Source organism: Streptomyces sp. NPDC037273, assembly GCF_055603625.1.
In genome coordinates this window covers 114,159-126,449 of sequence record NZ_JBVJVO010000003.1, presented here as the reverse complement: position 1 = coordinate 126,449, position 12,291 = coordinate 114,159, and the positions used below count along the sequence as shown (strand labels likewise).

At 71.6% G+C, this 12,291-nt stretch carries 10 protein-coding genes; 2 read left to right on the top strand and 8 right to left on the bottom strand.

Annotated elements, in window-relative coordinates; genetic code table 11:
- The first annotated feature begins 3 nt into the window (after nucleotides 1-3).
- Nucleotides 4-711, top strand: a complete 708-nt coding sequence (locus ACZ7G1_RS09890; protein WP_470872662.1) for a PspA/IM30 family protein — start codon at nucleotides 4-6, stop codon at nucleotides 709-711.
- Between the two features lie 83 nt (nucleotides 712-794).
- Here ACZ7G1_RS09890 and ACZ7G1_RS09885 read toward each other — a convergent pair whose 3' ends face one another.
- The 6 genes from ACZ7G1_RS09885 to ACZ7G1_RS09860 all read right to left on the bottom strand — a co-directional run bounded on the left by ACZ7G1_RS09885 (nucleotide 795) and on the right by ACZ7G1_RS09860 (nucleotide 7,650).
- A complete protein-coding gene (locus ACZ7G1_RS09885; protein WP_470872664.1) occupies nucleotides 795-3,365 on the bottom strand; it encodes a SpoIIE family protein phosphatase in 2,571 nt (856 codons plus the stop codon).
- Nucleotides 3,366-3,509: 144 nt separating this feature from the next.
- Complete coding sequence (locus ACZ7G1_RS09880; RefSeq protein ID WP_470872666.1) at nucleotides 3,510-3,932, bottom strand: ATP-binding protein; 423 nt, start codon at nucleotides 3,930-3,932, stop codon at nucleotides 3,510-3,512.
- A 143-nt stretch (nucleotides 3,933-4,075) separates the two neighbouring features.
- The gene (locus ACZ7G1_RS09875; protein WP_470872668.1) at nucleotides 4,076-4,531 is read right to left on the bottom strand and encodes a (deoxy)nucleoside triphosphate pyrophosphohydrolase; all 456 of its coding nucleotides are present in this window, start codon (nucleotides 4,529-4,531) and stop codon (nucleotides 4,076-4,078) included.
- A 40-nt stretch (nucleotides 4,532-4,571) separates the two neighbouring features.
- On the bottom strand, nucleotides 4,572-4,751 hold the full coding sequence (locus ACZ7G1_RS09870) for an SPOR domain-containing protein (RefSeq protein ID WP_470872669.1): 180 nt from the start codon (nucleotides 4,749-4,751) through the stop codon (nucleotides 4,572-4,574).
- A gap of 155 nt (nucleotides 4,752-4,906) precedes the next feature.
- Complete coding sequence (locus ACZ7G1_RS09865) at nucleotides 4,907-6,664, bottom strand: purine-cytosine permease family protein (RefSeq protein WP_470872671.1); 1,758 nt, start codon at nucleotides 6,662-6,664, stop codon at nucleotides 4,907-4,909.
- Nucleotides 6,665-6,897: 233 nt separating this feature from the next.
- Complete coding sequence (locus ACZ7G1_RS09860) at nucleotides 6,898-7,650, bottom strand: GntR family transcriptional regulator (RefSeq protein WP_470872673.1); 753 nt, start codon at nucleotides 7,648-7,650, stop codon at nucleotides 6,898-6,900.
- Nucleotides 7,651-7,889: 239 nt separating this feature from the next.
- Here ACZ7G1_RS09860 and ACZ7G1_RS09855 point away from each other — a divergent pair, with 239 nt between their 5' ends.
- On the top strand, nucleotides 7,890-9,218 hold the full coding sequence (locus ACZ7G1_RS09855) for a glycoside hydrolase family 18 protein (RefSeq protein ID WP_470872675.1): 1,329 nt from the start codon (nucleotides 7,890-7,892) through the stop codon (nucleotides 9,216-9,218).
- An 89-nt stretch (nucleotides 9,219-9,307) separates the two neighbouring features.
- Here the strand turns inward: ACZ7G1_RS09855 and ACZ7G1_RS09850 are convergent, their stop codons facing one another.
- A complete protein-coding gene (locus ACZ7G1_RS09850) occupies nucleotides 9,308-10,474 on the bottom strand; it encodes a DUF4190 domain-containing protein (protein ID WP_470872677.1) in 1,167 nt (388 codons plus the stop codon).
- A gap of 148 nt (nucleotides 10,475-10,622) precedes the next feature.
- Nucleotides 10,623-12,197, bottom strand: a complete 1,575-nt coding sequence (locus ACZ7G1_RS09845) for a S8 family peptidase (RefSeq protein WP_470872678.1) — start codon at nucleotides 12,195-12,197, stop codon at nucleotides 10,623-10,625.
- Nucleotides 12,198-12,291 lie beyond the last annotated feature (94 nt).

Genomic DNA, 12,291 nt, shown 5'->3' with positions numbered 1-12,291 from the left:
GCCATGAGCAAGCAGACCATTCTCGGCCGTGTCACCCAGCTGGCGAAGGCGAACATCAACGCACTCCTGGACCAGGCGGAGGACCCGCAGAAGATGCTGGACCAGCTGATCCGGGACTACTCCAACAACATCTCGGAGGCCGAGGAGGCGGTGGCGGCGACCATCGGCAACCTCCGGCTGATGGAGCAGGACCACCAGGAGGACGTGGAGGCCGCGAAGGAGTGGGGCGGCAAGGCCCTCGCCGCGAGCCGGAAGGCGGACGAGCTGCGGAGCGGCGGGCAGACCGCGGAGGCGGACCGCTTCGACAACCTGGCGAAGGTGGCGCTGGGCCGCCAGCTCCAGTCCGAGAAGGAGGCGAGGACGGCGGAGCCGACGATCGCCGCGCAGACCGAGGTGGTGTCGAAGCTCAGGACCGGCCTCGACCAGATGAAGGCCAAGCTCGGCGAGCTCCAGGCCAAGCGCGACGAGCTGGTCGCCCGCGCCAAGTCGGCCCAGGCGCAGAACCGCATGATGGACGCGGTGAAGAGCATCGACGTGCTGGACCCGACGAGCGAGCTGAACCGCTTCGAGGACAAGGTGCGCCGCGAGGAGGCGAAGGCCCTGGGCAAGCAGGAGCTCGCCGCCTCTTCCCTGGACGCCCAGTTCGAGCAGCTGGACGCGCTCGGCGACAGCGCCGAGATCGAGGCCCGGCTGGCCGCGCTCAAGGGCTGATCCGGCGGCTCCTGCGGCGCCTGTCCGGACGCGCCTCAGGCCCTGCCTCCGGACGTGCCTCAGAACATGCCTCCGGACGCGTCTCAGAACATGCTGAGGAGCTGCTCGACGGTGGGTTCGGCCGCGCCCTCGCCGTCCGGCAGGTCCAGTTCGAACCAGACGGTCTTGCCGCGCGGGGTGCGGCGGGAGCCCCAGGAGGAGGAGAGCAGGCCGACGAGCTGGAGGCCGCGGCCGCCTTCGTCGGTGTCCCGGGCCCGCCGCCGGCGCGGCTGGACCAGGCCCGCGTCCCAGACCTCGCAGACGAGGGTGCGGTCGCGCAGCAGCCGCAGCCTGATCTCGCCCTCGCCGTACCGCAGCGCGTTGGTGACGAGTTCGCTGACGAGGAGTTCGACGGTGTCGACGAGCGCTTCGAGGTCCCAGGCCGCGAGCTGGGCGCGGGCGAGTTCGCGGGCCCGGCCGACCGAGCGGGGTTCCCTGGGGAGCTGCCAGTCGCCGACGGCCTCGCTGGGGAGTCCCTGGATCCGGGCCATCAGGAGGGCGATGTCGTCCTCGCCGTGGCCGGTGTTCAGGCTGGTGAGGACCCGGTCGCAGACGTCCTCCAGCGGGCGGGCCGGGTCGGTGAGGGCGCGCCGGAAGGCGTTGAGGCCCTCGTCCAGGGGATGGTCGCGGGATTCGACGAGCCCGTCGGTGTAGAGGGCGAGCAGGGCTCCTTCGGGGAGTTCGACCTCGACCTCCTCGAAGGGTTCGCCGCCGACGCCGAGCGGCATCCCGGGGGGTACGTCGAGCAGCATGGCCTCCTCGCCGGGTTCGACGAGCACCGGCGGGAGGTGTCCGGCGTTGGCGAAGGTGCAGCGTCGGGTGACGGCGTCGTAGACGGCGTAGACGCAGGTGGCGAGGTAGACCTCGGAGAGTTCGGGGCCCCGGGACTTCTGGCTGCGGGACTGCTGGGCGCCGATGGGCGCGCCGAGGCCGCGGGCGATCTCGTCGAGGTGGGAGAGGACCTCGGCCGGCTCCAGGTCGAGCTGGGCGAGGGTGCGGACGGCGGTGCGCAGTTCGCCCATGGCGACGGCGGCGCGCAGGCCGCGGCCCATGACGTCGCCGATGACGAGGGCGGTGCGGTGGCCGGGGAGTTCGATGACGTCGAACCAGTCGCCGCCGACCTCGGTGGCCGCGGTGCCGGGGAGGTAGCGGCAGGCGATGTCGAGGCCGGCTGCCTCGGGGTCGCCGGGCGGGAGCAGGCTGCGCTGGAGGATGAGGGCCCGTTCGTGCTCGCGGCGGTAGAGGCGCGCGTTGTCGATGCAGACGGCGGCGCGGGCGGCGAGTTCGACGGCGAGGGCCCGGTCGCGTTCCCCGAAGGGTTCGCTGCCCTTGGTGCGGGAGAACTGGACGAGGCCGACGACGATGTCGTGGGCGACCATCGGGACGACCAGGGTGGACTGGACGAGTTCGCCGTCGGTGCCCGGCACGGTCCGGACGCGGCCGGTGCGCAGGGCTCCGGCGCACGGCGAGTTGAAGGGGTAGCGGTGGACGGCCCCGACCTCGATGGGGACGGGTCCGCAACAGCCGCTGTCGGCGGTGTGGCCCTCGTCGGTTCTGAGGGGGGTGTCGGAGACGGCGCTGGCGAAGGCGACCCTGCGGAGTTCGGCGCTGCCCGCCCCGTAGCCGACGTCGTGGGAGCTGCCCCAGCGGCCGGGCGGGGCCTCGTCGCCGGTCAGCAGGCCCTGGTAGAGGTCGACGGAGGCGAGGTCGCAGAAGCCGGGGACGGCGACGTCGAGCAGCTCGCGGGCGGTGGCCTCCAGGTCGAGGGAGTTGCCGATGCGGGCCCCCGCCTCGTTGAGGAGGGCGAGGTTGCGGCGGGCGCTGGCGGCCTCGCGGGCCGCGTTGTGGCGGCGGGTGACGTCGATGCCGAGGCCGGCGACGCCGACCGGACGGCCGGAGCCGCTGTGGACCCGGTAGAGGTTGATGGACCAGTGGCGGCGGTCCCGGGCGCCGGGGGCGGCGCCGACGATCCGGAAGTCGGTGACGGACTCCCCGGTGTCCAGGACCCGCTGGAGGGCGGTGGTCATCCGGTCGGCCTCGGGGCGGGTGAGGTAGTCGTGGACGGTGCGGCCGCGGTGGTCGTCGGCGGAGCCGCCGAAGACGGTGGCGAAGCGCCGGTTGGCCCGCTTGACCGTGAGATCGGTGCCGAAGAGGAGAAAGCCGAAGGGAGATTGGCCGAATATCGCCTGGGAGGCGGCGAGGTCCGTCTCGATGCGGCGGAGGGCGCGCACATCGACGACGATGCACAGCGCGGCCCGCTCGCCGGTCTGGGTCTCGCTCGGCATCACGTACATCTCGGCGATGCCGTGGGGCTGCTCCTCGCCGGGCAGACGGAAGGGGACGAGTCCCGTCCACTCCTTGCCGTCGAGGATCTCCTTGACGCGTCGGTGGCCGCGCTCGCGCAGGTCGGCGGGCATGAAGGCCTCGACGGGGTCCTTGCCCCTGGCTTCCTCGGCGGTGACTCCGAAGAGGTCCACGGCCCGTCGGCTCCACTGCTCGACGAGGCCGTCGGGCCCGATCGAGAAGGAGGCGACCCGGATGTAGTCATAGATGGAGCCGGGCGGGCTGCTCTGCCACACGACGCCGCCGCTCGCCGTCTCGGATATCTCGCTCACGCGACCGTCCCCTCCAGCTCACCGCACCGGATCGGCCATGCCCGCAGTATTCAATACGGCAGGCCCCGACGGCACGACGTTCCCGATCACAGGGTGGTCTCGGTCGTCCCGTGCCGAGTACCGGTGATCGTTGTCCCTCCCTGTTTACTCACCAGGGAGAGCCAGCTCGAACCATACGGTTTTGCCCGTCCTTCCTTTACGGGTCCCCCAGCGGCGGGCGGAGCAGGCCACGAGGCCCAGGCCGCGGCCGCCTTCGTCCTCGGGTCCCGGGGCGCGCGCGGTGGGCGGATCCGGAAGCGGATCGGAAACCTCCACGAGGAGGGCCGGCGGGTGGGCGGGGTCGCCGCCGGCGTGCGGGGGCCGGACGAGCCGGACTCCGATCGGGCCGGACGCGTACCGCAGGGAGTTGGTCACCAGCTCGCTGACCAGCAGGACGGTCACATCGCCGAGGGCCGCGTCGAGCTCCCAGGCACGGAGGGTCTCGCGCACCGCGTGGCGGGCCGTACGCACGGCGTTCGCCTCCGCGGGGAAGTTCCACTCGGCGCGGTCGCCGTCGGTGTCGATCACACCCGATCACTTCCCCAGCCGTGTGTCAGCAGGAAGGGCCACGTCCCCTTTCCAGGGATCAATCTGGACATACCCGATATTCGGGGCGAGATATCGCTCCGGTGGCAGCAGTGGGCGCACGGTGGCACGAACGGCGTAGAGACTCAGCCCCGCGCTCCGTCGGAGGGCACCTCCGGAAGCCTGAGCCCGGCCTCGGCGACGGCGGGGCGGTCCTGGTCGAGCCAGTCGACCGCGTCCAGCTCGTGCCGGGCGAGCCAGCGCAGGGCGTCGTGGTCCTCCAGCGGGCGCGGCGTGCCGGAGATCAGCGTGGCCGTCCAGACCCGCAGGACGTATCCGGGCTTCAGCGGCCATTCGCCGGGGATGCGCTCACCCGGCTCGACCTCCACGCCGAGCTCCTCGCGGAGCTCGCGCACCAGCGCCTGCTCACCGGTCTCGCCGGGTTCGAGCTTGCCGCCGGGCAGTTCCCAGCGGCCGGCGAGTTCGACGGGGGCGCTGCGGCGCGCGGCGAGCAGCCGCCCCCCGTCGTACAGGGCTCCCGCGACGACCACCACGGCCTCGGGCTCGTGGGGCGGGGCGGGGTCGGTGGTGCGTTCGGTCATGGGCGCGAGCGTAGCCCGGCCCGGCCGGCGGCCACCGCGCTCAGAGCGCGGGGCTGCCGATGTGCTCGACCCAGTAGAGCTGCTTGTGGCCGCGGTCGTCGAGACTGTCCGCGATCTTCTGGGCCTCGTCCTTGGTCGCGTACCGCCCCACGCGGTAGCGATTGCCGTTGTCGTCCTGCCGTATGACCAGCCAGGGGAGAAGGGGGCCACCGTCGGTCATCTGGCTGCTCCTTCCGCCGGTCCGTGCGCCGTCGTGGATCTCCGGGAAACCGCAATCCGCATATGCCGGAGCTTACGCCTGACCTTCACACAGCGGATATGTGTTTTCACAAAGAGATACGGATCGGCCGGGAACCGACGGAAGGAGGCCGAAGCTCACACCCCGGGCGTCCCGCCGGGAACGGTCGGCACCGGCATCAGGACGGGACCGCCCGCGCCCCGCGGGTCCTTGCGGCAGACGTCCCCGCAGGTGGCGTCGAGCGAGCAGCACAGGGAGCAGACGGGTCCGGAGCGCACCGGGCAGTCGGCGATGTCGGGCAGCTCGTAGGCGATCTCGCACTCCGCGCAGGTGTGGGTGGCCCGCTCGTCGGCGACCTCCGCCGTGGGGCCGTTCACCGTGTTCGGACGGGCCAGGTAGTAGCGCCCCCGGGTGGCCCAGGCGATGAGCGGGCAGAGGACGAGGGCGAGTCCGGCGGCGATGAAGGTGGAGAACGCCTGGGCGTAGGTGCCGAAGAGACCGAAGAAGGCGAGGATCGAGACGACGGAGGCGATGACCATGGCGCCGAAGCCCGCCGGGTTCACGGCGTAGAGGTAGGCCCGCTTGAACTCGATGTACGGCGGGCTCCAGCCGGCCCGCTTGTTGATGACGAGGTCGGCGGCGACCGCCGCGATCCAGGCGATGCCGACGTTGGAGTAGAACCCGAGCAGCTTGTTCAGGGCCGCGAACATGTTCATCTCCATCAGCGTCAGCGCGATGGCGAGGTTGAGGAAGATGTACCAGACGCGCCCGGGGTGACGGTGGGTCACGCGGGAGAAGAAGTTCGACCAGGACAGCGAGCCGCTGTAGGCGTTGGTGACGTTGATCTTGATCTGGGAGACGATCACGAAGAGCGCGGCGGCCGGCAGGGCGAAGGAGCCGAGCCACGGCTTGAGCGCCTCGATCTGCGGGGCGATCGGTTCCAGGGCGTGGGTCTTGCCGACGGCCTCCAGGGCGACGAAGGCGAGGAAGGCGCCGCCGAGTTGCTTCGCCGCGCCGATGATCACCCAGCCGGGGCCGGCGGCGAGCACGGCGAGGTTCCACCGGCGCTTGTTCGCCTCGGTCTTCGCGGGCATGAAGCGCAGATAGTCGGCCTGCTCGCCGATCTGGGCGATCAGCGAGAGCGCGACGCCCGTCCCGAGGCCGAAGCCGATCCACGAGAAGCCCGCCCCCGCGCCCTCCGTGCCGCCGAAGGAGGCGAAGGCGCCCCAGGCGTCGGGGGCCTCGAAGGCCAGGACGGCGAAGGGCAGCACGAGACCGATGAGCCAGATCGGCTGGGTCCAGGCCTGCACCTTGGCGAGCGCGCCCATGCCGCGGAAGACGATCGGGATGACGATCAGTGTCGTGACCAGATAGCCGATCTCGACCGGCAGTCCGACGGCCTGGTGCATGGCCTGGGCCATGATCGAGCCTTCGAGCGCGAAGAAGATGAAGGTGAAGGAGGCGTAGATCAGCGAGGTGAGGGTGGAGCCGAAGTAGCCGAACCCGGCGCCCCGGGTGATCAGGTCCATGTCCAGCCCGTACTTCGCGCAGGCGCGGGCGATGGGGATGCCGGTGAGGAAGATGAGCGTGGCGGCGGTGAGGATCGAGGCCAGCCCGCTGCCGAAGCCGTAGGTGAAGACGATCGAGGCGCCGATGGCGAAGTCGGCGAGGTAGGCGATGCCGCCGAGCGCCGTCCCGGCCACGGTCGCCGGCGACCAGCGGCGGAACGCATGCGGCGCGTACCGCAGGGAGTAGTCCTCGCGGCTCTCGTCCGCGGCCAGCTTGGCGTAGCTCCGCCGGGGCCCGGAAGGCGGCGCGCCCTCCTCCGGCCCCGTGAGGTCCTCGGGCGCGTCCCCGCCCGATTCGGCGGCGGGTGTGGTGAACGTGTCCGTCATGTGGCTTCCTGTCGTCCGACCGGATCGCGGGTACGGCCAGGAAGCTAGGAGCCGGGCGTGACGCCCACGGTGGGTCGGCGATTGCCGCCCGGTTACACGACCTGACGCCCAGTTAACTCCGCGTCACACCCGCCGGACACCGCACCCCGCTGAGCGGGCTCCCACCCGGAGCACGGCCGCCGGACCGGCGCGTGACCTTCGGGCCGGCGCGTGACCTTCGGACCGGCGCACGGTCAGCGGACCGGCAAGTGGTAGGCGATGCGGTAGCGGTCGGCGGGGACGACGACGTCGGCGGTTTCGACGGGGCGGCCCGAGGCGTAGTAGGTGCGCTCGACGACCATGACGACGTGGCCGGGGACGCCGCCGAGGGCGAGGAGTTCCTCGGCGAGGCCAGGGCGGGCGCCGACCTCCTCCACGACGTTGTCCACGACGACGTCGATGGCGGCCATCCGCTCGACGACGCCACAGCCGCCGAGGGGCCCTTCCTCGGGGAGCATGACGGGGGTGCGGCCGGTGACGGCGAGCGGCTCCCAGGAGGTGGAGACCATCATGGCCTCGCCGCCGTCCCGGTAGACGTACCGCGTGCGCATCACCCGCTCCCCCGGCTCGATGCCGAGCCGCTCGGCGACCTCGGCACTGGCGGGTTCCTGCTCGCTGTTCGACTCCCAGGTGCCGCGGGCCCCTTCGGCGGCCTGCTCCTGGCGGAACGGGGAGGCGCCGGTCGCGGGCCGGTAGCCGGAGCGGGCGATGCGGCGCGGGACCGGGCGCTCCCGCACATAGGTCCCGGAGCCGGAGCGTCCTTCCACGAGCCCCTCGGCCATGAGCACCTTGCGGGCCTCCAGCGCGACGGTGTCCGACACCCCGTACTCCTCGCGGATGCGTGCCTGCGAGGGGAGGCGGGTATGCGGCGGAAGCGAGCCGTTGGCGATCTTCTCCCGCAGATCGCTCGCCACGCGCAGATAGGCGGGCTGCTCACCGAACGTCACTGGACACTCCCCTCAGGTTGACTGACAGCTACAGACTGACAACCGACGGTGTCGATTCGCAAGCATGGGCCAAAGTTTCACCCGATGTGATGACACCCCGACGGGAGCTCTTGCTACCCGCGGTCACCCCGGATAGGGGGCATCAGACCCCTTGACCCCATTGGTCCAGACCAATACGTTCCTGCCTGAACCTCCGGAACCACCGCACGCTCCCTCCCGCCTCGCACAGGAACGAGCCCATGCGTCCCAGAGCCATGACCCAGCTGACCTTCGGCGCGGCCGCCGCCGCCACCCTCGGTCTCCTCGCCACCCTCGCCCCGACCGCCGACGCGCACGAGCCGTCCGCACGGCAGCCCGCGCACCAGCAGGACCTCAAGCGCGTCGGCTACTTCACCCAATGGGGCATCTACGGAAGGAACTTCCAGGTCAAGGACCTGGAGTCGAGCGGCACCGCCGCCAAGCTCAGCCACATCAACTACGCCTTCGGCATCGTCGGTTCGGACGGCAAGTGCGCCAGCGCCGACACCTGGGCCGACTACGTGCGCCCGGTCGACGCGGCCAACTCGGTGGACGGCGTCGCCGACAACGCCGAGCAGCGCCTGGCCGGCAACTTCAACGAACTGCGCGAGCTCAAGGCCGCGAACCCCGGCCTCAAGGTCATGATCTCCCTTGGCGGTTGGAGCGGATCGGCGCACTTCTCGGACGCCGTGCGCACCGAGGCCGGACGCAAGGCCCTGGTCGCCTCCTGCATCGGCCTCTTCCTCAAGGGCGACCTCCCCGCGGACGGCGCGCGCGGTGGCGCCGGAGCCGGCGCGGGGGTCTTCGACGGCATCGACCTCGACTGGGAGTGGCCCGGCTCCGAGGGCAACCCAGGGAACGTGATCCGCCCCGAGGACAAGCCCAACTTCACCAAGCTCGTACGGGAGTTCCGGACCCAGCTCGACGCCTACGGGCGCTCGCTCCCGCAGCGCAGGCACTTCGACCTCAGCGCGTACGTGCCGACCGCGCCCGCCAAGATCGACGCCGGCTTCGAAGTCGCCAAGATCATGCGGGACTTCGACTTCGTGAACCTCCAGGGCTACGACTTCCACGTCTCCGGCGAGAAGACCACCGCCCAGCAGTCCGCGCTCTTCGCCAAGAACGACTTCAGCGTCGACCAGACCGTCAAGGCCTGGCTGCGCCGCGGCGCCCCCGCCCGCAAGCTCGTCGTCGGCATGCCGTTCTACGGCCAGGGCTGGACCGGCGTCACCGGCGGCGGCGACGGCCTCGGCCAACCCGCCACCGGCCCCGCCCCCGCGACCTGGACCGCCGGCACCGAGGACTACAAGCACCTGAAGAAGCTGGCCGATTCGGGGACGTACACGCTCTACCGGGGAGCGCGCGGCGGCCACGCCTGGCTCTTCGACGGCACCACCCTGTGGACCTACGACGACCCCGCCGTCCTGCGCACCAAGGCGTCCTACGTCCGCCGCAACGGACTCGGCGGCGCCATGGTCTGGTCCCTCGACGCCGACACCCCGGACGGCGAGCTCATCACCGCGATCGACCGGGGCCTGACGCGTCGCTGATCCACCGTCATGTCACTGCGCGAGAAGCATCGCTGACCGGTCGTCAGCAGAAGCCCGAGCCGCCGCCGGGTGACCCGCACCCCGGCGGCTCAGGCCGAGGTGCCCTCGCCCTCGGGGACGGTGCCGGTGAGGCCGAGGGCGGTCCGCGCGTCCGCGCCGAGGTCTTCGGGCAGGGCCTCCCAGACGGCGTCGTAGGCCGCCCAGTACGCGTCGGCGTCGGCCGCCGTCGCCAGCTTGGACCACTTCGGCGAGGCCGCGTCGAGCGTGCTGCCGAGCTCCGCGACCGGGCCGGTCGCGGCGGCGGGCCAGTGGCCGCGCTTGAGGACCTCGCGCGCCCCGTCGACCGCCTTCAGCACCTCCCCGGCCCAGGCCTTGTTGGCCGCCAGGTCCTGGTCCGGGTCCGCCTCCGGTTCGGCGTACACCGCCGTCTCGATCGGGTTGACGGCCCCCAGGAACGCCGTCTGGTCCGCGTTCAGGGTGGTCTCGTCGGAGCGGACCGAGCCCTTGTAGGGCTTGCCCTCGGTGGCGTACGCGCAGATCACGGTCCGGTCGCCGGCCCGCCAGGTCTGGCTGCTGGGCAGGTAGTAGTACGTCCAGACGTTCCTCGGGACGGCCCAGGTGTCCAGCGCGTAGGCCGTGTTGATCGTGTCGCAGCGCTTCTCCGCCAGCGTGTCGAGCGCGTCGTCGCCGGGCCACTTGCCGATGCCGGTGATCTCGAAGCGGCCGGTCGTCTCGCCGTCGTGCGGGAGGTCGCAGTCGACGACCTTGACGTCCGTCGCGTACTCCTTCAGCTTCTCGTCGTCCTCGAAGCACTGCCCGGTGCGCAGCGTCTCCGGGGACTTCGAGCGCGCCGCCTCGTCCATGCCCTCCTTGAAGCCCCGCCACATGCCCTCGAAGCCGCCGGTCACGAGGCCGAGGACGAGCAGCAGGCAGCTGAGCGAGGAGAGCACGATGCCCGCGATCGCGAAGCCCTTGCCCGCCTGCCCCTTCTTCCTGATCTGCGGGAGGGCGACGAGTCCGAGCACCAGGCCGAGCGGCGGAAGGCAGCAGACGATGCCGGAGACGAGCGAGCCGACGGCGAGGCCGTTGGTGGTGCGCCGCGGCGGCATCCCGTAAGGGGTGCCGGGCGCGCCGGGCTGTCCGTACGCCGCGTACGGCATGCCCGGGGAGGTGTACGGGCCCGGGGTGGCCCATCCCCCCGGCTGCGGCGCGCCCTCGGGGGACGGGGGCGGCGGGGTCGGCTGGGTCGGCTCCACGGGTACGAGCTCCTGTTTCGGGGCGGCGCGAACAAACGATCGAGCGCGCATCGTACGCGGCCTAGGGGGTGAGCCGGCCATCCGGGGGCGAACACGGGCCGAGGGGCGGCCGCCCGCAGGCGACCGCCCCCCGTGATGTCACTCGGGATCAGAACTGGAGCGCCCAGGAGTCGATCTTCCCGGTGTCGATGGCCGCGTTGTCCGTGACCCGCAGCTTCCACGTGCCGTTGGCGACCTCCGAGGAGGCGTTCACGGTGTACGTGGTGTTGATGTTGTCCGAGCTGCCGCCGGTGCCGAAGCCCTTCAGGGTGTAGGCCGAGCCGTCGGGGGCTATCAGCTGGACCTGGAGGTCACCGATGTAGGTGTGGACGATGTTCACCGGGACCTGGAGGGCGGCGGGCGCGTTGCCCGTGACGCCGCTGACGGTGACCGGGGACTCGACGGTCGCGTTGTCGTTGATCGCGTAGTCCGCGGTGTTCTCGAACTTCGGGCCGGTGGGCGGCTGGGTGGTGCCGCCGCCGACGTTCAGCAGCCGGTTCGGGGAGCCGCTGCCGGGGCTGGTGACGACGTTCGGCGTGGCGGCGTTCACGAGGGCCGTGGAGACCTGCGCCGGGGTGGCCGTCGGGTTGTCCGCCAGGTAGAGCGCGGCGGCGCCGGCGACGTGCGGGGTCGCCATCGACGTACCGGAGATGGTGTTGGTGGCGGTGTCGCCGGTGCCCCAGGACGAGGTGATGGAGGAGCCGGGGGCGAAGAGGTCGAGGCCGCTGCCGTAGTTCGAGTAGCTCGCCTTGGCGTCGCTGGACGTCGTGGCGCCGACGGTGATGGCCTCGGCCACGCGCGCGGGCGAGTGGTTGGCGGCGTTGTCGGTCTCGTTGCCGGCGGCGACGGCGTACGTGATGCCGGCGGCGATCGAGTTGCGGACGGCCTGGTCGAGGACGGAGTCGACGCCGCCGCCGAGGCTCATGTTGGCGACGGCCGGCTTGACGGCGTTCCGGGTGACCCAGTCGATGCCCGCGACGACCTGCTCGGTCGTGCCGGAGCCGGAGTTGTCGAGGACGCGGACGCCGACGATCTTCGCCTTCTTGGCGACGCCGTAGGAGGAGCCCGCGACGGTGCCGGCGACGTGGGTGCCGTGGCCGTGGCCGTCCTGGGAGGTGTTGTCGTTGTCGATGGCGTCGAAGCCGTCGACGGCGCGGCCGCCGAAGTCGGTGTGGGTCTTACGGACGCCGGTGTCGATGATGTACGCCGTGACGCCCTGGCCCGCGGAGTCCGGGTAGGTGTAGCTCTGGTTCAGCGGAAGGGCCCGCTGGTCGATCCGGTCGAGGCCCCAGGACGGCGGGGACGGCTGGGTGGCGTCGATGTGGAAGACGCGGTTCTGCACGACGGACTTCACGGCCGGGTCGGCCGCGAGCTTCCGCGCCTGCGCCTCGGAGAGCTCGACGGAGTAGCCGTTGACCGCCGAGGTGTAGGTCCGCTTGATCTTGGCGCCGAACCGGGCGGCGACGGCGCGGCCCTTGGCGGTCTCCGCCGGCGCGGACTCGTCGAGGGTGACGATGTAGCTGCCCGCGACGGTGCCCTCGGCGCCGGCGTTCTCGATGACGCCCTCCGGGGCGGCCGGCGCGGCGGCGGCCGGGAGGGCGGAGAGGGAGCCGAGGGTGAGGGCGGCGGCCGCGATGGCCGCGGCGGTGGCGATTCGACGGCGTGCGTCGCGCGTCACTGACATGAGGTGGGTCCTCCTCGTGGGGGGTGGGTGCTGCGGTGGAGGTACGACAGCGAGGCCGAATATGACGAGGACATGACAAGCACACCTGACGAAC